This window comes from Streptomyces longispororuber (assembly GCF_014656095.1).
GTDB lineage: Bacteria > Actinomycetota > Actinomycetes > Streptomycetales > Streptomycetaceae > Streptomyces > Streptomyces longispororuber.
This window is the reverse complement of record NZ_BNBT01000080.1, coordinates 1-26,316: the sequence shown is the minus strand read 5'-3', so window position 1 is coordinate 26,316 and position 26,316 is coordinate 1. Positions and strand designations below refer to the sequence as shown.

Genomic DNA, 26,316 nt, shown 5'->3' with positions numbered 1-26,316 from the left:
CGTCAGGCGTCAGAGCAGGAGCCGCGCCAGCTCGGTCATTTCGGTCTCGGGGTCCACCACCGGCTGGAGCACGAGTTCGTCGACCCCTGCCTCCTCCAGCGCGTCGATCCGCTGCCGGATCTCGTCCCGGGTGCCGACCAGGCCGAACTTGTCCACCAGTGAGGGCACCACGAGATCGCGGTCCTCGGGGGACAGCCGGCCGAGGTAGTCGTGGTAGAGCCTGAGGTGGCGGTCGGGGTCGGTCGCGGTGGTGCCGCGGCGGCCGAGCAGGCGGTCGACGGCCGCGGCCTCCTCCCGCGGCAGGGCCGCGCGGAAGGCGGGGTTCTCCACCGCGAGGATCAGCGCGCTCACCGCGATGTGCCCCATGGCGTCCTTGACGGCATCGCCGTACCGGTCCTCGCCGTCGGCGAGGACGTACAGGGAGGAGATGAGGTACGAGCGCGCCTCCTCGCCGGTGCCCGCGGCCTGCACCGCCTTCCGGCGGGCCCGGCCGAGCGCGGACCAGGCCTCGGGGGCGTGCAGCGCGAAGGAGATCATTCCGGTGCCCAGGCGGCCGGCGACGGCGGCGCCTTCCGGGCCGAGCGCGGCCACGACGAACTCCACCGGGTCCTCGGTGTTGACGTGACCACCGGCGTGCAGGAAGCGCACCCTGCTGGTCCTGGCCCCCTCGCGGTGGTCCGTCTCACGGCCGGCGGTGAGGTCCCGCAGGGCGGCCGTGAACGACTCCAGCTCCGCCATCCGCACCGGCCGCATACCCAGCGTCCGGCGCGCGGTGTTGCCGGTGCCGACGCCGCAGACGACGCGGCCGGGTGCGAGGGCGTTGAGGCTGGCGAGCGCCGCCGCCGCGGCGGGCGCGGAGCGCAGCGCCGGCGAGGTGACCCCGACGCCGAGCCTGATCCGGCGGGTGGCCGTGGCGCAGAGCGCGAGGCTGACGAACGGATCGCCGTGGACCATCGGCGAGTCGTACACCCAGAAGCTGCTGAAGCCGAGCTCCTCCGCGCGGGCGGCCAGATGCTCAAGACCCGGACGTGCGGCCATGACGATGCCGGTCCGCATGCTGACCCCCCTCGCCGTCGGGCTCCGCGGCCGCACGGCTCACGTCGCGGTCCACCCCGGTGGTGGCTGGGATCGTGCCCCGCTGAGCCGTAACTACACGCCCGCCCCGGCCCGTCCCCGTGCGGCTGCCCCGCGGCGGGTCAGAAGGCGTACCTGATCCGCAGCCACGGCGCGTGCTCGGCGAGCAGCCGCCGCAGCCGGATCAGGGCCTGCTGCTTGACCTCCAGGGCGTACCGCACGTTGAGGGCGCCGTTCTGCGAGCGCTTCGTCTCCTGGATGTCCGGCTGCCACAGCACCTCCTCGGCGCGGGGGTGCCAGCCGAGGTTGACCTCGTGCAGCGCCTGGTTGTGCGTCAGCATGATGACCTCGGCCGCCGCCTGCTCCTTCACCCGGGCGGGCAGGACGTCGTCGAGGTGGACGAGCAGCTCGGCCCAGTCCCGCTCCCAGCCCGGGCGCAGGACGACGGGGGAGAGGTTGAAGTGGACCTCGTAACCGGCGTCGAGGAAGTCGGCGGCCGCGGCGATCCGCTCGGGGACGGGGCTGGTGCGGATGTCCAGCAGCCGGGCGTCGTCGGGCGGCATGACGGAGAAGCGCACCCGCGTACGCCCCTGGGGGTCGAGCGCGAGCAGGTCGGGGTTGACGAACTTGGTCGCGAAGGACGCCTTGGCGGTCGGCAGGCCGCGGAACGCCGCGACGAGGTCCGCGGTGTTGTCGCAGACCAGGGCGTCGACGGAGCAGTCGCCGTTCTCGCCGACGTCGTAGACCCACGCGTGCGGGTCGCACTGGTTGGGCTCCGGCTTCGGCCCCTGGGCCCGCACGTGGCGCCGGACGTGGGCGACGATGGCCTCGATGTTGGTGAACAGGGTGATGGGGTTGGCGTACCCCTTGCGGCGGGGGACGTAGCAGTAGGCGCAGGACATCGCGCACCCGTTGGAGGGCCCCGGGGCGATCCAGTCGGCGGACCTGCCGTTGGGGCGCGTCACGAGGCGCTGCTTGACGCCGAGGACCAGCGTCTCGGTCTTGACGCGCACCCACCGCTCGACGTTGCCGCCGTTGCCGTGCAGCGAGGGGATGCCCCAGTGCCGGGGGACCTCGACGACCCGCACCCCCGGCAGCCGGGCCATGATCTGCTGTCCGCGCGGCGAGTCCAGGGCGGCGGGCTCCGCGTAGACCTCCCGTACGTCGAGCATCCGCCGCGCCGCGGGGCTGTCCCGGAACGACCCGCGCGCGGGGCGTTCCGGCTCGGTGTCCGCCCACCCGAAGAGCGCCTGCTGCTCGGGCTCGCCCGCACCGGATCCCGCCGCTGACCGCTCCACGTGCCGTCCCTGCCGTTCCCCTGTACGCGCCTGATCCCCGGGTCGCGCCCCTGCTACGGCGGTGCCGCGCCGCTCAGGAGCCCTTCCCCTTCTTGCGCAGCGCCTGTGCCTTGTGGACGGCGCTACGGCCGGACTTCTCGCTCTCCACCTCGTACTGCGGCTCGTCCTTCGAGGCGTCCACGGTGCGTCCTGCCGCCTTCGTGCGTTCCGTGATCTTCTTCTTGACCTTCCCCGGAACGGTCTGGCCATGACTCTTCCAGGAGACGCGATCGCCCTTGGTGAACTTCTCGTCCTTCGCCATGGTCCTGATCCCTCCACGCTCCGCGACTTGGTGTACGTCGCCTTTCACTGTCCCGCTCGTCGGGGCCGGGCGCATTCCGGGGGCCGGTGCGAAGGGCGGGGACCCAGGACCCCGCCCTGTGTCGCGGGGGTCGGGCCCCGCCGGTCGTAGAGTGGTGTGGATGGGAACCTGGACCGGATGGGTGGCGTTGTCCGTTCACGTGGCCGCGGGGGTGGTCGGTTTCGGGCTGCGTAGCTGGTTGCACCACCGCGCGACCGGCGACAACGGCTACCGCTTCACCCCTGCGAGGCCGGGCACCCCGCCGTGGTGGTCACAGGTGCTCTCGGGCGCGGGGCTCGCGCTGGGAGGGCTGGCCCCCCTGCTCGCCGCGCTCGGGGTGACGGGCCCGGCGGGGCGGCCGGCCACGGCGCCGGTGTTCTGGGCGGGGCTCGCCGTCGCCGTCGCCGGATACGCGGGCGTGTTCGCCGCGCAGCAGGCGATGGGCCGTTCCTGGCGGATCGGCGTCGCGGTGGAGGAGCGCACGGCGCTGGTGACGGGCGGAGTGTTCGGGCTGGTGCGCAACCCCGTCTACACCTCGCTGCTCATCGGTATGGCGGGCATCGTGGCGATGGTGCCCGGTTGGCTCCCACTCCTCGCCTGGGCCCTCGCGTTCGTCGGCATCGCGCTCCAGGTGCGGACCGTCGAGGAGCCCTACTTGGTACGAGCCCACGGCGCGGCCTATCGCGCGTACGCCGCCCGGGTCGGGCGGTTCCTGCCCGGCGTGGGGCGGGCGGTGACCGCCGGGCACGCCCGTGCCGACGAGGGGCGTGGCACGCGATAGCCGTGGGCCCGTCCCGCTGAAGGGCGCTGGGGCAGGCGGGTCTCATACGGGGCGGTCGCCGGCGCGGCTCCCGTTCGTGCGCCTGCCGCCGGTGGGGCGGTCGTCGTGGGCGCGCCCGTCGACGTCTGCCGCTCTCGCGAGGAGCTGGTCCCGGCGGATGACGTCGGTGCCGGTGGCGGGCACGGTGCAGGCGTGGGCGCCCGCCAGGGAGCCGTAGAGGGCGCAGCGCAGGGGCGGCTCGCCGGACAGCAGGCCGAAGAGGTAGCCGGAGGCGAAGGCGTCCCCCGCCCCGTTGGAGTCCACCACCGGGGCCGGGGGAGCGGCGGCCGGGACGTGCGTGAGCTCGCCGTCGGCGAGGAGGTACGCGCCCTCCGCCCCGGCCGTGGCGACGACCGCTCGCGCCCGGCCGCGCGCGGCGATCCGCCGCATGGTCCGCTCCGGGTCGGCCAGGGCCGCCGTCGACAGGAACACCACGTCGGCCTCGTAGGCGAAGGCCTCGTGGTACGGCTCGTGACCGTCCCAGTTGTGCAGGTCCGTGGAGAGGGACACGCCCGCCGCCCGCAGGGTGGGCAGGGCGTGGGCGCAGGGCTGGGTGATGGAGACGTGCGCGTGACGGCTCGCGCCCGCGAGGGCCGCCACCGTGGCGGGCGGCAGCCGGTCGGCCTCGTGCGAGCGGGTGTTGTCGTACAGCGAAAGGCGGCGGCCGTCCGGGGACACGAGGTTCACCGCGCGCTTGGTCCCCGCGGACAGCGGGACCTCGGTGAGCGCGATGCCCTTGTCCTGGTGCAGCGCGCGCACCAGGTCGCCCGGGTGGTCGTCGCCGATGACGTCGATGTGGTGCGTGCGCAGCCCCAGCGCGTGGGTGCCCATCGCCACGAAGTCGCCGGTCTGCCCGGCCCGCATGTCGATGGCGGGGACCATGTAGCTGTCGGCGAAGGGCAGCGGCAGCTCGGGAACGTACACGATCGTGTCCACCCCGGCGCCGCCCAGGACGAGAACGTCGATGTCGTCGATGTCAGCGGGCACGGGGTCCTCCTGGGCGTGGCCGACGGGGCCCGGCCGGGCTGGTCGCTCCCGGCCGGAGTGCAGTCAAGCACGTCGGGCGGCGATGATGGAAGCGTTTCCGCAATCTTGCGGTGGAGTTGCAGCGGTTGGCGTGGGCGCGGCCGTGCGATCGGCGGGTCCTGTCCGTGAGTTGGTGAGGGGGCGGCGGCAACTGGCCATGCCAGAGGGGGAGTTCGGCGAGGCGGCGGGGTTGACCCGTCGGAGGGCGGCTTCTAGAGTCCCGTGCAAATACTTTCTGCAAGGAATCAGAATACTTTCGCCGCCCTGTCCATAGGTCGTCCGTAGGCCCTCTCCCGGCGCGGTTCCACCGCGGGCGCCGGGCCGTCGGCATCGGCCGCGCCCCCCGCCACCACGACGGACGCGTAGTCCGCCGCCACGACGGACGCGCAGTCCGCTGCCGCGACGGACGCGCGCAGTCCGCCGCCACGCCCCGAAGGAGCGCACCCGTGAACCGTGCCCGCGCAAGGACCGCCGCCGTGCTGGCCCTCGCGCCACTGGCCGCCCTCGTGCCCGCGACCCGCCACCACGCCGACGCCGCTTCCGGACCTGACCGAGCTGGTCGACAAGGCGCACGCCAAGGGCATGAAGGTGTTCTTCGACGTCGTCACCAACCACACCGCGGACCTCGTCCACTTCGCGGAGAACCAGTACGGCTACCGTTCGAAGGGCGCCTTCCCCTACCTCGACCGCGAAGGCCGGCCCTTCGACGACAGCGCGGGCGTGCGCCCCGTCGACGCGGACAGCTTCCCCTACACCCCGCGGATCGCGGACGCCGACCGGCACGCCCGCAAACCCGCCTGGCTCAACGACCCCACGATGTACCACAACCGCGGCGAGTCCACCTTCGCCGGGGAGAGCGGCCTCAACGGCGACTTCATGGGCAACGACGACCTGTGGACCGAACGCCCCGAGGTCGTCGCGGGCATGGAGCGCATCCACCGGCAAGGCCAACGCCTACGAGCAGGTGACCTTCCTCGGCAGTCACGACATGGGCCGCATCGGCGGCATGATCGCCCAGGACAACCCCGGCGCGAGCGACGCGGAGCTGCTGCGCCGCGACCGCCTCGCGCACGAGCTGATGTTCCTCGGCCGCGGCAACCGCGTCGTCTACGCCGGTGACGAGCAGGGCTTCACCGGCTCCGGCGGCGACAACGCCGCCCGCCAGCCGCTGTTCGCCACCGACGCCCCCGCCTACCGCGACGACGACCAGATCGGCACCGACCGCACCCACGCCCGGGACGCGTACGACACCCGGCACCCGCTGTACCGGGCCGTCGCCCGCCTCTCCGAGCTGACGCGGCGCCACCCCGCCCTGCGCGACGGCGTGTTCACCGACCGGTACCCCGGGCCCGCCGACGGGCCCGGCGTGTACGCGTACTCCCGTACGGACCCCCGCAAGCGCGTCGAGTACGTCGTGGCGCACAACAACGCGACCGGGGCGAGGACCGTCCGCATACCGACCGGCGCGGCCCACCGGCGCTACACCCCGCTGTACGGCACCAACGCCCCGGTGCGCAGCGGCGCGGACCGGGGCGTCACCGTCACCGTCCCCGCGCTCTCGTCCGTGGTGCTCCAGGCCGACGGGCCGCTGCCGGGACCGGACGCGCGGCCCCGCGTCACCCTGCGCGCGCCGGAGGAGGGCGCCACCGGCACCGTCGAGCTCACCGCCGACGTGGACGGCGGCGAGCTGAACCGGGTCGTCTTCGCCGCCCGGCAGGGCCACGGCCCCTGGCAGGTGCTCGGCACCGCCGACCACGCCCCCTACAAGGTCACCCAGCACCTCGACCCGGCCCTGCCCGAGTCGACCGCACTGTGCTACAAGGCCGTCGTCGTGGACAGCGGGGGCCGCGCCGCGCACGCCCTGGCCACCAGCAGCACGGGGCGCCCGCCGTCACCCGTGAGACCCGCCCTCCAGCGCGCCCACGCCGTCGTGCACTACCGGCGGCCCGACGGCGACTACGAGGGCTGGCGCCTGCGGACCGGGGCGGGCGGCGCGCCCGCCGCCTTCACCGGCCGTGACGCCTACGGAGCCTTCGCCTGGGTGCCGCTCGCCAAGGGCGCCACCTCGCTCACGTACACGGTCGAGAAGGACGTGCCCGACGACGAGTCCCTCGACATCGGCCTCTACGGCAACGAGGGGTGGCGGGTGGCGGGCGAGTCCGCGTACCTGACACCGGCGCTCGGCGGGGCGCTCGGCCTTGACCTGGCGGCTTCCCGCGTCCGCTGGCTCGACGAGGACACCGTCGTCCGGCCGGCGGGAGGCGCGGGCGTGGCCTCGCGCCAGCTCGTCTACGCGCCGCGCGGCGGCATCACCCTCCGGGACGGCGCGCTCTCCGACGAAGGGCACTGGCTGCGGCTGCGCCCCGCCGGGCCCGGCGCGGGCCGCCGCCCCGGGCTCGCGGACGGGGAGACGGTCCTCACCGTCGACCCGCGCGACCGCGACCGCGTGCCCGACGCCCGGCGCGCCCGCCAGCTCCTGGCCACCGAGCGCGGAGCGGACGGAGCCCTCATCGGCGCCACCGGCGTACGGCAGGGCAACTGAAAGCCCCCTGCCACCCGCGGAGTCGGCAGTCCGCGGGCGGGCCCGCGCGTCGACTTCGACGAGGCCCTGGCCCGGACCGTCCACTGGTACCGCGAGCACCGCGCCTGGTGGCGCCCCCTGGTACCCGCCCGCCGCTAGGCGGACCTGCGGTCCTCCTGCCGCCCCGACGCCGTCGACTCGCGGACCACCAGCTCCGGCAGGAACACGAACTCGCTGTGCGGGGCGGGGGTGCCGCCGATCTCCTCCAGGAGCGTGCGCACCGCGGCCTGGCCCATCGCCTGGACGGGCTGGCGCACGGTGGTCAGCGGCGGGTCGGTGAACGCGATGAGCGGGGAGTCGTCGAAGCCGACCACCGAGATGTCCCGGGGCACCTCGAGACCGCGCTCGCGGGCGGCCCGGACGGCGCCGAGCGCCATCATGTCGCTGGCGCACACGATCGCCGTGCACCCCTTGCCGATCAGGGTGCCCGCGGCGGCCTGGCCGCCCTCCAGGGAGTACAGGGAGTGCTCGATCAGCTCGCCGGAGTCGTCGGCCGGCATGCCAAGGCGCTCACGCATGCCGAGCTGGAAGCCCTCGATCTTGCGCAGCACGGGCACGAAGCGCCGGGGGCCCACCGCGAGGCCGATGCGGGTGTGGCCGAGCGAGGCCAGATGCGTGACGGCAAGGCGCGCCGCGGCCCGGTCGTCGGTCGACACGAACGGCGCCTTCACCTGCGGGGAGAAGCCGTTGACCAGGACGAACGGCACGCCCTTGGCGCGCAGTGCCTCGTAGCGGCCCATGTCGGCGGTGGTGTCGGCGTGCAGCCCGGAGACGAAGATGATGCCCGCGACGCCGCGGTCCACCAGCATCTCGGTCAGCTCGTCCTCGGTGGAGCCGCCGGGGGTCTGGGTGGCGAGCACGGGCGTGTAGCCCTGGCGGGTCAGGCTCTGCGCGACGACCTGGGCGAGCGCGGGGAAGATCGGGTTGTCCAGCTCGGGCGTGATCAGCCCGACGAGACCGGCGCTGCCGCGCTGCCGCAGCCGTGGCGGGCGCTCGAACCCGAGCACGTCGAGCGCCGCGAGGACGGATTCCCGGGTGGCCGCGGCGACACCGGGCTTGCCGTTCAGTACCCGGCTCACGGTGGCTTCGCTGACCCCTGCCTGCGCTGCGATGTCGACGAGCCGTGCGGTCATGGGACCGGACTGTACCTGTCATCCGCCTGATTGCCCACCAGCGGTGCAAGCTTGCGGAAAGCCTCCGTTTTCCCCGGGAACCTGCGGAATTCGGCAACCTGTGGCGGGAGCGCCCGCCCGCCCCCGGCCTGGCGTGGCGCGGCCGGGGCGGGGAAGGCGCGCCGCATAGCGTGGGCACACGGGGGCAGCACCACACCCTCGCCAAGGAGGGTCACCGGATCCGGCTGACCGCGATGCCCGGCCGCCACGCCCTCGGATTCCTGCGCGGCCTCCTGCCGCCGGTCATGGGCAGCATGCTGGAGTTCGGCCCGGCGGGCGGGCCGGTGCGCCTGCGTGTGTACAGATCGGGGGGACGCTGCTCTTCGACGGCATCGACGGCATCGACGAGATCGCCCGGCGCTACCCGGACACCGACGTCGCGGTCCTGTGTCTCGGCGGCACCCGCCTGCCGGGAGGCTTCGTCGTCACCATGGACGGCCGGCAGGGCGCGGAACTCACCCGACGGCTCCGCCCCCGCTTCGCCCTGCCCGTGCACTACGACGACTACACGGTGATGAAGTCGCCGCTCAGCGCCTTCCACGCGGAGATGGACCGCCGCGGCCTCGGCGAACGGGTCATCCACTGCGGCCGGGGACAGGTGGCGACGATCGCGCCGGGCAGCCCGGCCGTGCGGGTGTCCTGAGCCGCTGCGCGAGGGCGCGGGCGGCCGCGGAGAAAGGGCCCGGCGCCGGCCCGGTCGGGGCAGCGGGGAAACGATGTGGCCCCGGGCCCCGTTCCGAGGCCCCGGTCCGAACGGCCGGGCGCGTGGAGCCCGTTGCCAGGGCCCTCGGCCGCTCGGACCGGAGTCGTGGGGGAACGTAACACCGTCGCAATGTCTTGCAAAAGGTTTTGCGGCGAATGACCTCAAGGAAATCCCGGAGTGACGCCCGCTCAGCGGGAAGGGTTGACCGCGGTTCCGGGGGGTCGTACGGTCACGACCGAAATCGGCGTGAAATGTTGCTGCAACAATCTTCAACGGCCTGACGGGCGCGGCGCGTTGCCGGACAAGGCCATCCCCCACTGACGCTGGAGGCCCCTCATGGCTGCCCGTAGGACCATGGTTCGCAGACCGCTCGCCACCGCCCTCGCCCTCGCCGCCGGAGCCGTCGGCGGCCTCGTCGCGGGAGCCCCGCAGGCGCAGGCCGCCCCGCCCGGGGGCAAGGACGTCACCGCCGTGCTCTTCGAGTGGAAGTACGCGTCGGTGGCCAGGGCGTGCAGGGACCAGCTCGGCCCGGACGGGTACGGCGCCGTCCAGGTGTCACCGCCACAGGAGCGCCTCCAGGGCGAGGCCTGGTGGGCCGCGTACCAGCCCGTCAGCTACCGGATCGGCACCCGGCTCGGTGACCGCGCCGCGTTCCGGGCCATGGTCAAGGCCTGCCACTCCGCGGGCGTCAAGGTCATCGCCGACGCGGTGATCAACCACATGACGAACGCCTCCGGCACCGGTTCCGCGGGCTCCCGCTTCACCAAGTACGACTACCCCGGCACGTACTCGGCCGCCGACATGGACGACTGCCAGGCGTCCATCGGCAACTACCAGGACCGGTGGAACGTCCAGCACTGCGAACTGGGCGGCCTGGCCGACCTGGACACCGGCGAGGAGTACGTCCGCGGCAGGATCGCGGCCTACCTCAACGACCTCCTGTCCCTCGGCGTCGACGGCTTCCGTGTCGACGCGGCCAAGCACATGCCCGTCGACGACCTCAAGAACATCAAGTCCCGGCTGACCAAGCCGGACGTCTACTGGAAGCAGGAGACGCTGTACGGCGCGAACGAGGCGGTGTCGCCGAGCGAGTACACCGCCACCGGCGACGCCCAGGAGTTCCGCTACGCCTGGGACCTCAAGCGCGTCCTCAACGACGAGAAGCTCGCCTACCTCAAGAACTACGGCGAGGGCTGGGGCTACATGCCGGGCTCCACGTCCTCCGTCTTCGTCACCAACCACGACACCGAGCGCCACGGCAAGTCCCTCTCCTACAAGGACGGCGCGAAGTACACCCTCGCCCACGTCTTCATGCTGGCCTGGCCCTACGGCTCCCCGGACGTGCACTCCGGCTACGAGTTCAGCGACCCCGACGCGGGCTCGCCCGAGGGCGGCCACGTCAAGGCGTGCTACAGCGACGGCTGGAAGTGCCAGCACGCCTGGCCCGAGATCAGGAGCATGGTCAAGTTCCGCAACACCGCGCGCGGCACCGGCGTCACCCACTGGTGGGACAACGGCAACGACGCCATCGCGTTCGGCCGCGGGAACAAGGCCTACGTGGTGATCAACCACGAGGGCTCCACCGTCGACCGGACCTTCCAGACGTCCCTCGCCCCGGGCAGCTACTGCGACGTCCAGAGCGGCAGGAAGGTCACCGTGGACGGCTCGGGCCGCTTCCGGGCCGCCGTCGCCCCGGACACCGCGCTGGCCCTGCACGCCGACGCCAGGAAGTGCTGACGCCCGGCCGCCGCGCCACGTCCTGAGCGCCGGGCCACGTCCTGAGCGCCGGGCCTCGTCCTGTGCACCGCGCCTCGTCCTGTGCACCGCGCCTCGTCCTGTGCGCCGCGCACGGTGTCCGGCGCCGTCCCTCGTCCGGCCCGTCAGGTACCGGCCCGCAGACCGGCACCGGTCCCCTCCCCGGCCCAGGCCGCCCGGCGGTTCGCTTCCGCCGGGCGGTCCGCCCGGGGCAGCGGCCGGGCCACGTCCCGGTGTCCCGGGTGGCTGCGCGACCGGGGGAGGGATATACCGGACATGTGACGGATGATGGCCGACGCGGTGACGCCCTGTCGCCGGAGGAGTTCGCGCGGATCGTACGTACCCGTAGTGCCGTGCGCAGTTACGCCCCCGCGCTCATCGAGGAGCGCGTCCTCGACGACCTGCTGGACGCCATGCTGTCCGCCCCGACCGGGAGCAACGCACAGGCGTGGTCGTTCGTCGTGGTGCGCGACGCGGCGGCCCTGCGCCGCCTGCGCGCGTTCTCCCCCGGCCTCGTGGGCAAGCCCCCCGTCGTGGTGGTGGCCTGCGTGGACGGCAGCCGCCTCGACCTGGCCTCGCACGACGGCGCGCCGGAGCTGTGCGTGACCATGGCGGTCAACACCCTGCTCCTGACGGCCCACGCCTACGGCCTGGGCGCCTGCCCCGTCACCAGCTTCCGGACCGGTGTGCTGCGGGTGCTGCTCGACATGCCCGACCACATCGAGCCGGTGTTCATGGTGCCGATGGGCTATCCGGCAGGCGAACGGCACAGGTCCAAGCGCCGCCCCAGAAGGGAGGTGATCAGCTATGACCTCTTCGGACAGCACACTCCCCTCGCCGGTGCGTGAGGAACTCGTCCTGCTGGTCGCGAACTTGTTGGCCAGTGCCCGCGGGCTGCTGGACGAGCCGAAGGACTACGGGCCGATGCGCTGCCTGGGCGCGGCCTGCCGGGTCCTGGAACTGCTCGAACAGGCGGACGCGAGCGAGCAGCGCCTGGTCACCGTCCGCAAGCGGATCGAGGACGTGCTCACCGGGCCGCAGAACCACGACCACACCGCCGCCTTCCTGGACGAGCTGTGCGAGCAGGTGGCCGTGGCCGTGACCCGGCCCACCGAGCCCCGTACGGGCGACTGAGTCCACGCACCCGTACCCCTGACCCGGACGCCGCGTGCGAGGCGGGTCGCGCGATCCCGCTACGCCTGCCGGTCGGGCGGCGGTCCGGCGACCCGCGGGTCCAGGTAATCCGGTCCGGGCAGGCCCTTGCGGCGCGCGGCGATCCCGGACAGCGCCTCGAAGACGGCCCGGCGGGCGTTCATCGTGGTGGTGCAGCCGGGGTCCAGGTGGGGCGCCACCTCGACGAGGTCCATGCCGACCACCGGCACCTCGTGGCAGAGGCGGCGGATGGCCGGCAGCAGTTCGCGGTTGGTCAGGCCCGGCGGCTCGGGGGTGCCGGTGCCGGGCGCGAAGGCCGGGTCCAGCACGTCGATGTCCAGGGACACGAACACGTACTCAGGACCGTCCAGGGCCTCCTCGATGGCCTGCTGGAGGACCACGTCGAACCCGCGCCGGTCGATCTCGGCCATGAAGTGCGCGCGCAGCCCGTGCTCGCGCATCCAGTCGAGCAGGTCGTCCTCGGGCGCGATGGCACTGCGCAGGCCGACCTGGACGAAGTTGCGTCCGGGGATGTGCTCGTCCTCGATCAGCCGGCGGATCGGCGTGGCGTGCGAGGCGAGATGGCCCGCCAGATGGGGGGCGCAGTCCGGGTGCGCGTCGAAGTGGACGACCCCGACGTTGCCCGCCCCGTAGACGTCGGCCACGGCGGCGGCGTCGGGCCACAGGATCGAGTGGTCGCCGCCGAGCACGATGGGGATGGCGCCCGTCTCGGCGATCTCCCGGACCAGGGCGCGGATCGGCTCCATGGAGTTGTCGATGCTGAACAGGTCCACCGCCGCGTCGCCGTAGTCGACGACCGTCAGCTCCTCGAAGGGCTTGACGCGCGTGCTCGGGTTGATGAGCAGGTGCGGGCTGTGCGGCAGGCACCGCTCGTCCGCCCGGATGGCCCGCGGGCCGAAGGCGGCGCCCCGGTGCCCCGTGGACATGTCCACGGGCGCCCCCAGGACCGCCACGTCGACCCGACCGGCGCGCAGGTCGTCCTGGTTGAGGCACAGCGGCAGCCCGAACAGCGTGGCGATGCCCGCGTAGGGCGGTGCGAACGCGTAGCGCTGGAGGTTGATGGGGCCGGGCTCGCGTCCCGGCTCCGACGTACGGTCGACCGTCCGTCTCCAGGCATCCGCCGGTACGTCTTCCATGGGGGCTCCCTCGGTGTGTCGCGCCCGGGCGGTGCCCGGCGCCGCCGGCGTCCGGCCGGTTCCCGCGCACCTCACACCATTCGAGCAGGCGGGGCCGAGGTCGGCACCCCGCAGGTTCGGGCGCACCGCCTCCACGAGGCGCGGCGGCGGCGCCCTGCCTCGGCGGCGGCGCTGCCCGGCCGCGGCGGCCGGGCCTCGGACGGCGCAACCGGGCGTGCGCGGGGGATGGCCCGTGCGGATCGTTGGTGGCGAAGCGCGCGTGGTCCGCGCCCCGGCTCGGGCCGGTCCCCGGGCCGCCCGGCCGCGGGGCCGCTCAGCCGTCGGCGCACCGTCCGGAAGGAAAGCTGATGCTACGAGGTGACATGCCGGACACCTCGCGGTCGTGCGGGGCGGGCGGCGACGCCGGCCCGGGTCCGCGCCTGGGCGACGGGGCCGCGGCGGTGCGCGGTGGCTAGGCCCGCGGACGCGGACGTCGTGGTGCTCGGCACCGGCGTCATCGGCCTGGCCACGGCCTGGGAGGCGGCCCGCCGGGGGCTCCGGGTGCGTCTGGTCGGCCCGCGTCTCGGGGAGCACCAGGGACAGGCGTCCCGGGCGGCGGGCGCGATGCTCGCCCCGTTCAGCGAGGTGGCCGCGTCCGACAACTCCCAGCGCGTCGCCCTCGAAGTCCGCGAACGGGTCGCCGCCCGCGCCCTGTACGACTCCTGGCTGCCCCTGCTGCGGCAGGCGAGCGGCCGGCCCCTCGCCCTGACGCCGGGGCTGTGGGTGGTGGCCACCACCGGGGGCCGCGGGGACGCGGCCGAGCTGGACGCCATCGCCGACGCGGCCCGCGCCCACGGCCACCCGGCGGAGCGCCACGACCCCGCCGACGTGCCCGGCCTGTCCCCGGCCCGGTCCGTCGCCGCCCACGGCGCGCTGTGGCTGCCCACCGAGGCGACCGTCGACTCGGGCGAACTGATGGGCGCCCTGACCGACGTCCTCCTCGCCCACGAGGGCGTGGAGTGGAGCGAGGAGCACGCCACCGGCCTGCGCCCGTCGGCGGGCGCGGACGTGGCCGTCACCCGCGCCGGTGCGCCCGACATCCGTGCGCCGCGCGTCGTCCTGGCCGTGGGCGTCGGCCTGTCCGACCTGCTCGCGGGCAGCGGGGACCTGGACCTGGCGCTGCCCCCGATGCTGGCCGGCAAGGGGGTCAGCGTGCTGCTGCGCCACGTGCCCACGGAGCTGCCCGCGGCGATCCGTACGCCCATGCGCGACTTCGCCTGCGGCATGCACCTGGTGCCCCGCGCCGACGGCGTGGTCTACCTGGGAGCCACCAACCGGCTCACCCCGACGGGCGCCGTCACCCACCCGTTGGTCACGGAACTCACCGACCTGCTGCGGGAAGCGGGCGAGGAGCTCAACACCCGGCTCTACGAGGGGCAGGTCGTCGGCACCCGCGTCGGCTACCGGCCCTTCACGCTCGACCACCTGCCGCTGGTCGGCCGCACCGCCGACCCGCGGGTCCTCATCGCCTCCGGCACCTACCGCAACGGCATGCTCCTCGCCCCCCGCGTCGCCGAGATGATCGCGAACCACCTCACCGGGGCCACCGTCGAGGCGCACCCCTTCGACCCCACCCGCACCATCACCCCGCACGCCCTGCCGGAAACGCTGGAGCACTGGCTGCCGGACCTGGTGGACCTCTTCCTCCCTCCGCAGGGAACGCCGACCAACATGCAGGGCGTCCTGGCCGACCTGTTGCACCACGGCCTGCGCAGCCTGGTCACCGACGGGAGCGGCCCGCGCGGCGCGGCGGTCCGGCGTACCTGGGAGCAGGCCCCCGTGCCCGAAGCCCTGTGGTCGCTGCTCGTCGCCTACCTCAAGTGAGGTCCGGCGGCGGGGCGTTCGACGGCTGGGCGTACACCCCGTCGAGCAGGCGGAAGAGGTCGACGGGAACGCCGTCCTCGCCCAGCGCGTACCGCCCGGGGTCGGTCAGGTACAGGGACGCCACGTGGCCGTCGGGGCGCAGCGTCTGCACCGTCTCGGCGGCGTAGAGACCCAGGAACGGCGGGTCGTCGTCCGGGGCGTCGAGTTCCTGCCGCAACTGCCGTGCCTGGTCGAACAGCAGCGCCTCCCCGAAGCTGTCCACGTTGATGCCCAGGGCGCCCCTGCCGTCGTCGGAGAGGCCGACCGCCCGCAGGAGCTCCACCAGGTAGCTGGTGTATCCGAGGCAGTGGCGGTCGTGCGGGACGTCGAGCTCCCGCAGTTCCTTCCACATCGGGTCGCCGGTGGCGATCATCACGGCGAGGAGGTCGTCGTCGTGCGGTACGTCCCCGGTGGCCACCGCCTCCGCCAGGCACTCGGCCAAGGGGTCGAGCCCGGGCGCGGTGCGCACGGCGACGTCCGTACGGCCCGCGGCGTCCAGGGCCCGGCGGATGCGGCGGCGGAACAGGTCGAGCACCCGGGTGTAGCGGCTGTCGACCAGGCGGAAGTAGCGCTGCGCCAGTTCGGTGGTGACCAGGCCGCCCTGGTAGGCGTCGAGGAGGTACAGGTAGTACTGCACGCGGGGCACGTCGACGGTGACGGTCAGGGGCAGGGAGGGCGGCAGCATGGCGGCCACGTCGCCGATCACGCGTGACTGACGCAGGACCGTCTCGTACTCGTAGAGCGACAGTTCGTCCTCCACGGTGACGGACCGCAGCCGGGCGGCCGGGGGAGCGGCGTCGGCGCGCAGCAGTTCCGCGCAGTCGCCGTGCTCGTCGACGAAGCGCAGGTTCCGGTGGCTGAACAGGCAGACGCCGCTGACCAGTTCCGCGCGCTCGGCGTCCTTGGCGGTACCGGTGAGCTTCCGCGCTCCCTTGATGTGCAGGCGGTGGCGGCTGCCGCGGAACTCGGCCCCGGCGAAGACCGCCTTGTGCGCCCGGTCCCTGCGGCTCTGCACGATCAGCGCGTCGGGGCCCGTCGCGCACTCGCCCGCGCCGAAGTACGCGCCGAGCGCGCGCACGCGCTGGAACGCCCGCCGGACCGCCTTGTCCTGGTCCGGCACGCCGTCGGCCGCGGTCCGCCACAGGCCCCGGGTGCCGGGGACGGGGCGGGGGCGGGGGTCCGCGGGCGCGTCGTACCGGTGCAGGACGGCGGGCTCACCGGGGCGTTCGGTCTGCTTGATGACGAGCAGTTCGTCGGGGCCGGGCAGTTGGTCGACGGGGGACGTTCGGTCGGCACCGGGCGGTTCGTCGGTGGGGGACGGTTCGTCGGTGTCCGCGAGGAAGCGGCACCCTGCGCGGGGTGCTTCTCCACCGGCAGGGGTGTCGTGGGTACGCACACATCCTCCCGAAGCTCCGCGTTCGGCGCCGCACGGGTTCCGTACGGCACTCATCTGCATGGACACATGTGAGCAAATCGGGCGTGAATGGTCATCTCCATTATCGGAGCCGACGCGCGACGGGCAACCCGGGTCCGGGCCGGGCAGGGAGGGCGCTCCGGGACCGCCTGTCGGGAACGAGGCCGGTCAGGCGGGGTGCGCGTCGTGTGGGCCCGCGACGAGGACGGCCAGGCAGCCGAGGAAGCCGACGGCCAGCAGGGCGCCGACAACCACCAGGGCGGTGTGGAAGGCAGAGGTCGGGGTGGCGCCGCCGGTGAGGCCACCCGCGTACACGGAGCCCACGACGGCGGGGCTGAGGGCGCCGCCGAACTGGCGCAGCGCGGTGCTGGTCGCGGAGGCCATGCCGGCGAGTTCCCAGGGGGCGGCGTTGACGGAGACGACGGTGACGGAGGTGAGCATCAGGGAGACGGCCACACCGAACAGGGCCAGCCGCCAGGCGAGGCCGGGGAACCCGGTGCCGGGGCCGACCTGGGTGAACAGGAAGACGGCGGCGGTGGCCACGGCGAGTCCGGCGGTGAGCAGCGCGAGCGGCGGTACGCGACGCATCAGCCACCCGACCGGTACGTTGACGACCGCGCTGACCCCGGCGAAGAGGAAGAGCCGGATGCCGATCTCCAGGGCGGAGTGGTGGTGGACGGCGCCCAGGTACAGGCTGATCAGGAACGTGAAGCCGACGGTCGCGAACAGGGCGATCACGGAGGCGAAGGCGGCCGTGGCGAAGCCGGGCGAGGCGAACAGCCGCAGGTCCATCAGCGGCGCGGCGGCGCGGCGCTCGACGGCGACGAAGGCGGCAAGGGCCAGGACCCCGACCGCGAGGCTGGTCACCGTGGTGACGGAGGTCCAGCCCCGGGAGCCGCCCTCGATGGCGCCGAAGATGAGGCCGACCATGGCCAGGGCGGCGGTGAGCTGACCGGGCAGGTCCAGCCGGCGGCCCTCCGGGCTCCGCGACTCCGGCAGGCACCGGTGGCCGAGGACGAGCGTGGCGAAGGAGAGGACGGAGGCCGGGACGAAGATCCACCCCCAGGGGGCGACTTCGAGGATGCCTCCCGACAGCAGGGGGCCGAGCGCGAGTCCGGCGGCCACCCCGGCGGCCCACAGCCCGATGTGGCGGCCGCGGTCGTCGGCGTCGGGGACGGCGTGGGCGATCAGGGCCAGGGTGGTGGGCAGCAGCAGCCCGGCGCCCAGGCCGGACACGGCCTGCCCGGCCCAGAGGACGGGCATCACGGCGCCGCTGCCCAGCAGGCCCGCCAGCGCCGCGACGAGCCCGCCGGTGCCGGTCAGGGCCAGGCCCAGGGAGAAGACCCGGCGGCGCCCGTGGAGATCGCCGAACACGCCGGCGGACAGGATCGCGGCCGCCATCGGCAGGACGTAGGCGTCGGACACCCACTGCAACTGGGCGGTCCCGGCGCCGGTGGAGTCGGCGATGTCGTTCAGCGCCCCCGCGACGCCGTTGACGGGCAGGTAGACGGTGAAGACACCCAGGACGGCCACGGCGACCGTGGCGACGACACGGCGCTCGTCCGGGGCGTTCCCGCACCCGCGCTCCGGGCCGGGCGAGGAGGGCAGGGGCGGCACACGTGCTCCTCAGGGCAGTCGCTCAGCAGGGACCCGGCGACGCGGGTGCCGGCACCGCGCCGGGAAGGACACGCGGCCCTCGCTGACACACACCTGCGCCCGCGCCCCGCTCCGGCGGCGATGGTATGTGGCGGGACGGTCGTACGGCCTCTCGGGCTGGGGCAAACGGAGCAGCCGGCGCCGAGCCGGGCCACGGCGCCGACGCCCCGGCGGAGCCGTCAGTCCGGCAGGCCCCGGGCGCGGCCCTACCGGTCCTGGGAGAGGGCGTACATCTCGGCGAAGAGGGAGCCAGGGGTGTCGCGCAGGGTGTCGAAGGTGCCCTGCTCGGCGACGCGGCCGTGGTCGAGGACCAGGACGCGGTCGGCGAGGCGGGTGTTGTCCAGGCGGTGGGTGACGATCACGGTGATCCGGTCGTGGCTCATGGCCTTGAGGGCGGTGAAGATCTGGTGCTCCCCGCGGGCGTCGAGCTGGCTGGTGGGCTCGTCGAGGATCAGTACGGCCGGCTTGCGGTACAGGGCCCGGGCGCAGGCGAAGCGCTGCCACTGGCCGCCGGAGAGTTCGGCCCCGCCGAACCACTCGCGGGCCAGGAGGGTGTCGAGGCCGTGGGGCAGGTCGTCGATCGCCTCGCGCAGGCCGACCTGGTCGACGGCTTCCCACACGGGGTCGTCGTGGTGGGTGCGGGGCTGGCCCTGGGTGACGTTCTCGCGGGCCCGTAGCGGCCACTTGGCGAAGTCCTGCGTGACGACGCCGGTGTGGCGCCACGCGGCGTCCGCGTCGAGGTCGCGGGTGTCGACGCCGTCCCACAGGACACGGCCCTTGTCCGGGAGGGTCACCGCGGTGATCAGGTTCATCAGGGTGGACTTGCCCGCTCCGTTCGCCCCGACGACCGCGACGACCTCGCCCCGCTCCAGGGTGAGGGACAGCCCGTCCAGGGCGGGCCGGTCCTTGGCCGGGTACGTGTAGGACACGCTGTCCACGCGCACCGTCGCCGGGGCCCGCGGCGTCCGGGTGCCGCGCTGCCGCGCCGCGCGTTCGGCGCGCCGCAGGAAGGTGCGGAGGTCTTCCAGGTACATGCCGGTGTTCAGGATGTTGGCCGCGTAGGTCACCGCGGTGCCCAGCGAGGCGAGCACGGCCTTCAGCCCGACGATCGCGGTGGCGGCGACGGCCAGGCCCAGGTGACCGTGGGTGGCGAGGTAGGCCAGGGCGCCCCAGATGAGGACCTGGAAGGCACCGCCGACCGCCGCGGCCGCCAGCACGGTGCGCGCCTTGCGGGGAGCGGCGGCGATGGTACGGGCGTCCATGCGCCGGGAGATGGAGGCGTACCAGAACCGCACGTAGTCGGTCATGCCGTTCGCGCGGACCTCGGCGGCGTGCTTGGGCACGGTCGCCCACCAGCGCACCATGTGCCGTACGTTCTCGTCGGCGAGGTTCAGGTAGTGCGTCTGGTAGCTGATGCGCGCGGAGAGGACCTCACCGACCCCGGCCGGGACGATCGCCAGCGCGATCAGCGGCAGCAGGACGGGGTGCAGCAGGGTGAGCGCGCCCATGGCGCCGGTCATCTGCATGAGCGCGGACATGCACCGCTGCACGTCGGTGACGAGGTTCGCGGTGCGCTGCACGCCGGCCTTCGCCGCCGTCTTCTCGTCGTGGAAGCCCGGCTCCTCCATCGCCGTCATCTCCGCCCGGCACACCGTCTCCACGAAGCGGGTGTCGGCCCGGGAGACCAGCAGCGGAGTGACCCGCCCCGAGGCGTAGGAGCCCAGCACGGTGGACACCCTGGCCACGGCGGCGGCGCAGACGACCACCGCCAGCGCCGGCAGCGCGGCCTCGATGCGGGAGGCGGCGTCCGCCCCGCCCAGCAGGGGGCGCATGGCGCGGGCGGTGGCGGCCAGCAGCACGGCCTGGGAGGCCCCGGCGACCAGTTGGCACACGCCCAGCAGGAGCACGGCCCGGCGGTCGGCCCGCCACGCCATCCTCAGCGTCCACCACACGGCCGCGGGCAGACGACGTACGACCGTACGGACGGTGATCCCCGCCAACCGGTTGGCCGCGTCCTTGGCCGCGAACCGCAGATCGGCCGGCGGTGGCGGGGGCGGCGGGGCGGTGCTCGCGCGGGAGTGGTCGGACGTCGTCAACTGCGCACCTCCTGAGCGGGGTTCGGCCTTCGTGGCCGCACTTCTCGGTGATGCCGCACTCAACGACGAGCCGCAGCCGTTCGCACACACGTGTTTCGGACGAAGCAGGTCCCGCACGGACGCGGGGCGGCGACGACTGCCGGATGCACCGACCCGTACGGCGAACGGACCCCACCGAGCCGCGGGGTGGCCGAAACGCCGCACGGGCCGGGTGCCTTGCGGGTTGTGGTCTCTTGGTGCAGTGCCGGGCACCCCGCGGCCGTGGGTGGCGGGCCCCCGCCCGAGCTGCCCCTCCCGGCTCAGACGTCGCGGTGCAGCAAGCGGTGGTGTGCCGTGGCGAGCAGGAGCAGGGTGTACGCGGTCACCAGGGCCAGGGACGGCCAGGCGCCGAGGGAGCCGACCGTGTCCGGGCTCGCGTCGGACGTCTGGGTGAGCTTCTCCAGGGCGGCCGTCGGGACCGCGCCCGCGACCCAGCGCTGGAGGGTCCCCCAGGAGCGGGCCGAACAGCGAGGGCAGCAGCATCACCGCCACCACGGCCGTCACCGCGCCGGCCGAGTGCCGCAGCAGGACGCCGATCGCCAGGCCCAGGACGCCCACGGCGGCGAAGAGCGCCGCGATGCCGAACAGCGCGGGCCACGGCTCGCCGGGGGCGTACCGGCCGTCCTCCAGGACCGCGTCGCCGAGCAGGTACGCCACCGTGCAGGAGAACAGCGCGACCACGTACAGCAGTACGGCGAGCAGGGCGGCCTTGGCGGCGAGCACGCGGCCCCGGCGGGGCACGGCGGTGAGCGTGGCGGTGATGGTGCCGCTGGAGTACTCGCCGCACACCGTGAGCGCCCCCAGCACACCGGCCGTCATCAGCGAGACCACGCCGAGGGTCAGGCTGCCGCCGAGGACCGTGTCGTCCTCCCGCAAGCTGCCGCTGAGCCCGACGAAGACCGCGCCCACCACGGTCACCAGGCCCGTGGCGACAGCCGTCCAGCGGGTCGAGCGGAGGCCGGCGAACTTGGTCCACTCGAAGGCCAGGTGGTGCCGGAAGCCGGGGCGCCCGGCAGGGGTGTACGTACGCGTCGGGCTCATCGGGCCGCCGCCCCCTTCGGGTGGTGGGTGGCGCTGCCCCGGTACTCCACGCTGGAGCGGGTCATGGCCGTGTAGACCTCTTCCAACGAGGAGAGGACCGGCGTCAGCTCGTGGACGGCCAGGTGGTGCGCGCGGGCGAGTTCGCCGATCTCGGCGGGGCCGAGGCCGGTGACCCGCCAGCCGCCCTCCGGGGCCGGGCCCACGGTCGCCCCGCGCCCCTCCAGCGCCGCCCGCATCCGTCCGGCCTCGGCCGCGGCCGTCCGTACCCGCGTCACGCCTTGCGAGTTCGCCTCGATGAACTCCCGCATCCCGGTGTCGGCGAGCAGCCGCCCCCGCCCGATGACGATGAGCCGGTCGGCGACGAGCTCCATCTCGCTCATGAGGTGGCTGGAGAGGAAGACCGTACGGCCCTGCGCGGCCTGGCAGCCGAGCAGGGACCGGATCCACCGGATGCCGTCGGTGTCGAGCCCGTTGACCGGCTCGTCCAGGATCAGCACCTCCGGGTCACCGAGCAGGGCGGCGGCGATGCCCAGCCGCTGGCCCATGCCCAGGGAGAGCCCCTTGGCCCGCCGGTCCGCGACGCCGTCCAGGCCGGCGAGTTCCAGCACCTCGTCGACCCGCCGCCGCGGGATCGCGTGGGAGCGGGCCAGGCCGAGCAGGTGGCAGCGGACGCCGCGCCCGCCGTGCACCGCTCGCGCGTCCAGGAGCGAGCCGACCTCGCGCAGGGGCGCGGCGAGGCGGTCGTAGCGGCGGCCGTCGACGGTGACGGTGCCCGCGCTGGGCGTGTCCAGGCCGAGGATCATGCGCAGGGTGGTCGACTTCCCGGCGCCGTTGGGGCCGAGGAAGCCGGTCACCAGGCCCGGCCGCACCGTGAAGGTCACGCGGTCGACGGCGGTCCGTCCGCCGTACCGCTTGGTCAGTTCCCGTGCTTCGATCATGCCGCCGACGCTACGGACGGCGGACACCCCCGGACATCCGCCGTACGGAGTCGGGGGCTGCACCCGGGGGAGTACGCGGGCGGACCCCAGGGCTCATCGGCGCGGAGGAGCGAACGGGCCGCGGCTCAGGGCTCGCCGGGCCGCACCAGGCCCGTCTCGTAGGCGGCCACCACCAACTGGGCGCGGTCCCGTGCGCCCAGCTTGGCCAGCAGACGGCTGACGTGGGTCTTCGCGGTCAGCGGGGACATGAACAGACGCGTGCCGACCTCGTCGTTGGACAGGCCGCACCCGACCAGGGCGAGCACCTCCCGCTCCCGCGCCGTCAGCGGCGCCAGTCGCTCCCGCGCCGACTCCCGCGGCGCCGTGAGCCGGGCGAACTCCTCGATCACGCGCCGGGTCACCGCCGGCGCCAGCAGGGACCGCCCGGCGGCGACCGTGCGGATGCCCTCGCGCAGGTCGTCCGGGTCCACGTCCTTGAGCAGGAAGCCCGCGGCTCCGCCGCGCAGGGCATCGAAGACGTACTCGTCCGCCTCGTACGTCGTCAGGACCAGGACGCCGACGGCGGCCAGCTCCGGAGCGGCGGCGATCCGGCGCGGGTGGCCTCCAAGCCGTCGACACCGGGCATGCGGATGTCCATCAGGACCACGTCCGGCCGCGTAGTGCGGGCCAGCTCGACGGCCTGGGCGCCGTCGGCGGCCTCGGCGACCACCACGAGGTCGTCGGTGAGGTCGAGGAGCGCGCGGAACCCCGCCCGGACCACGGTCTGGTCGTCGGCGAGCACGACCCGGATCACGCCGCCGCCCGGGGGAGCACGGCCCGCACCCGCCAGCCGCCACCCGGCACCGGCCCCGCGTCGAGGTGCCCGTCCACGGACGCGGCCCGCTCCCGCATGCCGATCAGGCCGTATCCGTCGGCCGGACCGTGTCCGTCGGCGCCGGACCCGTCCGCCGTGGTTGGGCCGTACCCGTCGGCAGCTCCCGCACCGCCTCCCTCCCCGAGGCCCGCACCTGCGACATCGCCGCCCGCGCCAGGTCCGGGCGCTTGTCCAGCGCGTCGAGCGCCACAGCCGCCTGCACGGTCATCGCCGACACGGTGTGCGCCACCACGTCGTGCAGCTCCCGGGCGATCCGCACCCGCTCCTCCTGCACCTTGCGCCCCGCCTCCCGCTCCCGCTCGGCCTCCGCGCGGACCGCCCGGTCCGCGTACTCCTCCAGCAACTCCCGCCGCCCGCGCACGCGGCGCCCGTGACGAGCGTGACGGCCACCGGCCACCGGCTCCGTACGAGGAGCGCCGCGACGGAGACGCCGTACAGCAGCCAGGTCAGCCAGTCGTCCTGCCGGTGCGAGGAATCGTTGACCGCGGCGTCGGCGCCGGTGAACACCGCGACCACCGCCGCCACCGCCAGGTCCGCCAGCGGCAGCGGCCGGGGGAGGCGCCACGGGCGGGGGGAGGCATCTGCGGAGGAGGGCACGCTCCGAACGATAGGGAGCCGAGCCGTACGGCGCGTACACCTACAGGAGTACGCGGGCCGTACGCGAGTGGGGGAGCCTCTTCAGGCCGTCGTCGGCCGCGTCCCGTCCTGGTCCGTGAGGACGAGCGTGCAGGACTCCCCGGGCTCCACGGGCACCGTCCGGTCCGCGAGCGCGATGTCGATCGGGTCCTGGTCGGAGTCCGGCACGGTGACGCTCAGCCGTCCCGCGCCCAGCCGCAGCCGGACGCCCCAGTGGCCCCGGTAGCGCACCGCGAAGCCGTACTCGGACAGCTCCGGCAGCGGGACGGGGTCCAGGCGCAGGGTTCCGCCGCGGGTCTCCAGGCCGGTCAGGCCGCGCTGGACCAGGTCGAGGGTGCCCGCCATGGCGCCGAGGTGGATGCCCTCGCCGGTGGTGCCGCCCTGGATGTCGGCGATGTCCCCGGCCAGCGCCTCCTGGACGAAGGCCCAGGCGTCCGCGCGGCGGGCGCGGGCCAGGATCCAGCCGTGGACGAGGCTGCTGAGGGTGGAGCCGTGGCTGGTGCGGGCCAGGTAGTGGTCGACGGTGCGCTGCCAGGTGGCGTCGTCGAGCCGGTACCCGAGGCGGGCGAAGAGGCCCCGGAGTTCGGCGGGCGAGAAGAGGTAGCCGAGCATCAGGACGTCGGCCTGCTTGGAGGCCTGGTAATTGTTGACGCTGTCGCCCTCGGCCTCCAGGATGCGGTCCAGGCGCCGGATGTCGCCGTACCGGGACCGGTAGCCCGTCCAGTCGAGCTCGGCCAGCTCGCCGTACCCCTGGAACTGGCTGATGACGCCGTCGTGGTACGGCACGTGCAGTCTCCGCGAGACGTCCTCCCAGGCGTCGAGCTCGTCGGGGTCGAGGGCGATCCGCTCGTCCAGGTCCCGGCGGCGCGGCCCGGGCAGGGCGCGGAGCAGGTCGAGGGCGCGGGCCAGCACCCAGGCGGCGGTGACGTTGGTGTACGCGTTGTCGTCGAGGCCCGGGCGCGAGGCCCCCGGGTAGGCCTCGTGGTACTCGTCGGGTCCGACCACGCCGCGGATGCGGTAGCGGCCGAGCGCCCCGTCGTACGTGGCGAGCCCGGCCCAGAAGCGGGCGATCTGCGCCAGCATCTCGGCGCCCTTGGTGTGCAGGAACTCGGTGTCGCCGGTGGCCTCGCAGTACTGCCACACGTTGTATGCGACGGCCGAGCCGACGTGGTGCTGGAGGCGGGAGTGGTCGGGCAGCCAGCGGCCCGAGCGCGGGTTGAGGTGCAGCCGCTGCGTCTCCTCGCGGCCGTCGCTGCCGCTCTGCCACGGGTACATGGCGCCGCTGTGCCCCGCGTCCCGGGCGGCGAAGCAGGCCTGCTCCAGACGGCGGTGGCGGTAGGTGAGCAGGGCGCGGGAGACTTCGGGGAAGTGCAGGTTCAGGTAGGGCAGCACGAACAGCTCGTCCCAGAAGACGTGGCCGCGGTAGGCCTCGCCGTGCAGCCCGCGGGCCGGGACGCCGACGTCCAGGTCGGCGGTGTGCGGGGACAGGGTCTGCAGGACGTGGAAGAGGTGCAGCCGCAGGACCGGACCGGCGCTGGTGGGGACGTCCAGCTCGGCGTTGCGCCACAACTGCCGCCAGGCGGTGCGGTGCGAGGCCAGCAGGGCGGTGAAGTCCGGCGCGCGGCCCACCCGGTCGACGGCGGCGTGCAGCGGGTCGCTGATCGCGGGGTCGCGTGAGGTGTGCAGGGCCACGGTCTTGTCGACGGTCACGGTCCGCCCGTCGGCGAGGGCGAGCCGCAGCAGGTGCACGGCCCGCCCGTCGTCGTGCCGCACGGAGACCGGCGCGGGGGCGTCGGCCCTGGTGCGGGCGGCGAGCCCCACGCGGATGTCGGAGGTCGTGGTGCGGCAGCGCAGCCACACCGTGCCGCCGTCCTCGGAGGCGCCGGCGTGGGCGTGGGTGAGGTGGCGCGCGGCCAGCCGCCGGTAGCGCTCGACGCCGCTGTTGGTGACGGTCCCGTCGAGCGCCGACTCGACGTCCAGGTCCCCGGACCAGCCCTCCGCGGTGAACTCGGTGCGCAGCACCGCCAGGTGCGGGTCCCCCATGTGGACCAGGCGTACCTGGCGTACGGCCAGTCGGCGGCCGTCGTCGTCCTCGTAGCGCAGGGTGCGGGTGAGGGTGCCGGAGCGCAGGTCGAGGCTCTGGCGGTGTTCCAGGAGCTTGTGGGTGTCGGGGGACAGCCACGCTCCCGGGCCGGTGCGGAAGCGCAGCGGCAGCCAGTTGGGCAGGTTGACCAGGTCCTCGTTCTCGATCGTGAGCCCGGCGATGTCGGACGTCAGCCGGTTGTAGCAGCCGGCCGCGTAGGTGCCGGGGTGGTGGACGGAGTCCGCGGCGCACTCGGGGGCGGCGCCGCGGGTGGCGAAGTAGCCGTTGCCGAGGGTGCACAGCGACTCCCGCAGTTGTTCGCGTGCCGGCTCGTACCCCTCGTACGTCCAGGTCCAGTCGGCGTGGTCGGGGAAGACGGCCGGGTCGGTGCCGTCGGGCATGGTCGGTCCTCCGATGCGCGCGGGGCGGTGAGGTCGGTGCGGCGGGGGGTGCGTGCACCGGTGCGGCGGGGCGGTGGTGCGGGCGGTGCGGGCGCCCGGTGGTGGCGCCGCGGGCTGCCGCCGGGCCCCGCGGTGGGTGGGGCACGGCGGTGGGGCAC

The 26,316-nt window shown here is 74.3% G+C and carries 17 protein-coding genes and 3 pseudogenes; 7 read left to right on the top strand and 13 right to left on the bottom strand.

Annotated elements, in window-relative coordinates; genetic code table 11:
- Positions 1 to 9: 9 nt before the first annotated feature.
- From IE330_RS23040 to IE330_RS23030, 3 genes are all read right to left on the bottom strand, one after another.
- Positions 10 to 1,056 carry an LLM class flavin-dependent oxidoreductase gene (locus IE330_RS23040; protein WP_190137991.1) on the bottom strand — a complete coding sequence of 349 codons (1,047 nt, stop codon included), beginning with the start codon at positions 1,054 to 1,056 and terminating at the stop codon, positions 10 to 12.
- A gap of 140 nt (positions 1,057 to 1,196) precedes the next feature.
- A complete protein-coding gene (locus IE330_RS23035; RefSeq protein WP_190137990.1) occupies positions 1,197 to 2,372 on the bottom strand; it encodes a spore photoproduct lyase family protein in 1,176 nt (391 codons plus the stop codon).
- A gap of 73 nt (positions 2,373 to 2,445) precedes the next feature.
- Positions 2,446 to 2,673, bottom strand: coding sequence for a hypervirulence associated TUDOR domain-containing protein (locus tag IE330_RS23030; protein ID WP_190137989.1), 228 nt, complete (start codon positions 2,671 to 2,673; stop codon positions 2,446 to 2,448).
- 160 nt (positions 2,674 to 2,833) lie between these two features.
- On the opposite strand from IE330_RS23030, the gene IE330_RS23025 reads away from it, so the two are divergent.
- Positions 2,834 to 3,493 carry a methyltransferase family protein gene (locus IE330_RS23025; protein ID WP_190137988.1) on the top strand — a complete coding sequence of 220 codons (660 nt, stop codon included), beginning with the start codon at positions 2,834 to 2,836 and terminating at the stop codon, positions 3,491 to 3,493.
- 42 nt (positions 3,494 to 3,535) lie between these two features.
- Here the strand turns inward: IE330_RS23025 and IE330_RS23020 are convergent, their stop codons facing one another.
- On the bottom strand, positions 3,536 to 4,519 hold the full coding sequence (locus tag IE330_RS23020; protein WP_229925854.1) for a PfkB family carbohydrate kinase: 984 nt from the start codon (positions 4,517 to 4,519) through the stop codon (positions 3,536 to 3,538).
- 582 nt (positions 4,520 to 5,101) lie between these two features.
- Between IE330_RS23020 and IE330_RS23015 the strand changes: the two are divergent.
- Positions 5,102 to 7,088, top strand: a pseudogene (locus tag IE330_RS23015) (alpha-amylase family glycosyl hydrolase); the annotation flags it as partial.
- Positions 7,089 to 7,234: 146 nt separating this feature from the next.
- Here the strand turns inward: IE330_RS23015 and IE330_RS23010 are convergent.
- On the bottom strand, positions 7,235 to 8,272 hold the full coding sequence (locus tag IE330_RS23010) for a LacI family DNA-binding transcriptional regulator (RefSeq protein WP_190137987.1): 1,038 nt from the start codon (positions 8,270 to 8,272) through the stop codon (positions 7,235 to 7,237).
- A gap of 469 nt (positions 8,273 to 8,741) precedes the next feature.
- On the opposite strand from IE330_RS23010, the gene IE330_RS23005 reads away from it, so the two are divergent.
- The 4 genes and pseudogenes from IE330_RS23005 to IE330_RS22990 all read left to right on the top strand — a co-directional run bounded on the left by IE330_RS23005 (position 8,742) and on the right by IE330_RS22990 (position 11,903).
- Positions 8,742 to 8,954 carry a hypothetical protein gene (locus IE330_RS23005; protein WP_190137986.1) on the top strand — a complete coding sequence of 71 codons (213 nt, stop codon included), beginning with the start codon at positions 8,742 to 8,744 and terminating at the stop codon, positions 8,952 to 8,954.
- Positions 8,955 to 9,368: 414 nt separating this feature from the next.
- A pseudogene (locus tag IE330_RS23000) lies at positions 9,369 to 10,748 on the top strand (alpha-amylase); the annotation flags it as partial.
- 299 nt (positions 10,749 to 11,047) lie between these two features.
- Positions 11,048 to 11,617: a nitroreductase family protein gene (locus IE330_RS22995; protein WP_268257323.1), complete on the top strand. Its 570-nt coding sequence runs from the start codon at positions 11,048 to 11,050 to the stop codon at positions 11,615 to 11,617.
- Positions 11,610 to 11,903, top strand: a complete 294-nt coding sequence (locus tag IE330_RS22990) for a DUF6092 family protein (RefSeq protein WP_229925853.1) — start codon at positions 11,610 to 11,612, stop codon at positions 11,901 to 11,903. Before IE330_RS22995 ends, IE330_RS22990 begins: the two co-directional genes overlap by 8 nt.
- Before the next feature lie 59 nt (positions 11,904 to 11,962).
- On the opposite strand, the gene IE330_RS22985 is transcribed toward IE330_RS22990, so the two are convergent.
- Positions 11,963 to 13,078, bottom strand: a complete 1,116-nt coding sequence (locus tag IE330_RS22985) for an agmatinase family protein (RefSeq protein WP_190137983.1) — start codon at positions 13,076 to 13,078, stop codon at positions 11,963 to 11,965.
- Between the two features lie 447 nt (positions 13,079 to 13,525).
- Between IE330_RS22985 and IE330_RS22980 the strand changes: the two genes are divergently transcribed.
- The gene (locus tag IE330_RS22980; protein WP_190137982.1) at positions 13,526 to 14,941 is read left to right on the top strand and encodes an NAD(P)/FAD-dependent oxidoreductase; all 1,416 of its coding nucleotides are present in this window, start codon (positions 13,526 to 13,528) and stop codon (positions 14,939 to 14,941) included.
- On the opposite strand, the gene IE330_RS22975 is transcribed toward IE330_RS22980, so the two are convergent.
- The 7 genes and pseudogenes from IE330_RS22975 to IE330_RS22940 all read right to left on the bottom strand — a co-directional run bounded on the left by IE330_RS22975 (position 14,934) and on the right by IE330_RS22940 (position 26,158).
- A complete protein-coding gene (locus IE330_RS22975; RefSeq protein ID WP_190137981.1) occupies positions 14,934 to 16,376 on the bottom strand; it encodes a hypothetical protein in 1,443 nt (480 codons plus the stop codon). The genes IE330_RS22980 and IE330_RS22975 overlap by 8 nt on opposite strands.
- A 186-nt stretch (positions 16,377 to 16,562) precedes the next feature.
- Positions 16,563 to 18,011: an MFS transporter gene (locus IE330_RS22970; RefSeq protein WP_229925852.1), complete on the bottom strand. Its 1,449-nt coding sequence runs from the start codon at positions 18,009 to 18,011 to the stop codon at positions 16,563 to 16,565.
- Between the two features lie 245 nt (positions 18,012 to 18,256).
- The gene (locus IE330_RS39900; protein WP_308439035.1) at positions 18,257 to 21,226 is read right to left on the bottom strand and encodes an ABC transporter ATP-binding protein; all 2,970 of its coding nucleotides are present in this window, start codon (positions 21,224 to 21,226) and stop codon (positions 18,257 to 18,259) included.
- On the bottom strand, positions 21,223 to 22,164 hold the full coding sequence (locus tag IE330_RS22955) for an ATP-binding cassette domain-containing protein (RefSeq protein WP_190137979.1): 942 nt from the start codon (positions 22,162 to 22,164) through the stop codon (positions 21,223 to 21,225). Before IE330_RS22955 ends, IE330_RS39900 begins: the two co-directional genes overlap by 4 nt.
- A 125-nt stretch (positions 22,165 to 22,289) precedes the next feature.
- Positions 22,290 to 22,957, bottom strand: a pseudogene (locus tag IE330_RS22950) (response regulator).
- A gap of 103 nt (positions 22,958 to 23,060) precedes the next feature.
- Positions 23,061 to 23,399, bottom strand: coding sequence for a histidine kinase (locus IE330_RS39150; protein WP_229925851.1), 339 nt, complete (start codon positions 23,397 to 23,399; stop codon positions 23,061 to 23,063).
- 317 nt (positions 23,400 to 23,716) lie between these two features.
- The gene (locus tag IE330_RS22940; protein WP_190137978.1) at positions 23,717 to 26,158 is read right to left on the bottom strand and encodes a glycoside hydrolase family 65 protein; all 2,442 of its coding nucleotides are present in this window, start codon (positions 26,156 to 26,158) and stop codon (positions 23,717 to 23,719) included.
- Between the last annotated feature and the right edge of the window lie 158 nt (positions 26,159 to 26,316).

What these genes read in the sequence shown, in the direction of transcription:
- IE330_RS23040 (WP_190137991.1), bottom strand. Translation starts at nt 1,056, where the DNA reads ATGCGGACCGGCATCGTCATGGCCGCACGTCCGGGTCTTGAGCATCTG.
- IE330_RS23030 (WP_190137989.1), bottom strand. Translation starts at nt 2,673, where the DNA reads ATGGCGAAGGACGAGAAGTTCACCAAGGGCGATCGCGTCTCCTGGAAG.
- IE330_RS23025 (WP_190137988.1), top strand. Translation starts at nt 2,834, where the DNA reads ATGGGAACCTGGACCGGATGGGTGGCGTTGTCCGTTCACGTGGCCGCG.
- IE330_RS23010 (WP_190137987.1), bottom strand. Translation starts at nt 8,272, where the DNA reads ATGACCGCACGGCTCGTCGACATCGCAGCGCAGGCAGGGGTCAGCGAA.
- IE330_RS23005 (WP_190137986.1), top strand. Translation starts at nt 8,742, where the DNA reads ATGGACGGCCGGCAGGGCGCGGAACTCACCCGACGGCTCCGCCCCCGC.
- IE330_RS22985 (WP_190137983.1), bottom strand. Translation starts at nt 13,078, where the DNA reads ATGGAAGACGTACCGGCGGATGCCTGGAGACGGACGGTCGACCGTACG.
- IE330_RS39900 (WP_308439035.1), bottom strand. Translation starts at nt 21,226, where the DNA reads ATGAGCCCGACGCGTACGTACACCCCTGCCGGGCGCCCCGGCTTCCGG.
- IE330_RS22955 (WP_190137979.1), bottom strand. Translation starts at nt 22,164, where the DNA reads ATGATCGAAGCACGGGAACTGACCAAGCGGTACGGCGGACGGACCGCC.
- IE330_RS22940 (WP_190137978.1), bottom strand. Translation starts at nt 26,158, where the DNA reads ATGCCCGACGGCACCGACCCGGCCGTCTTCCCCGACCACGCCGACTGG.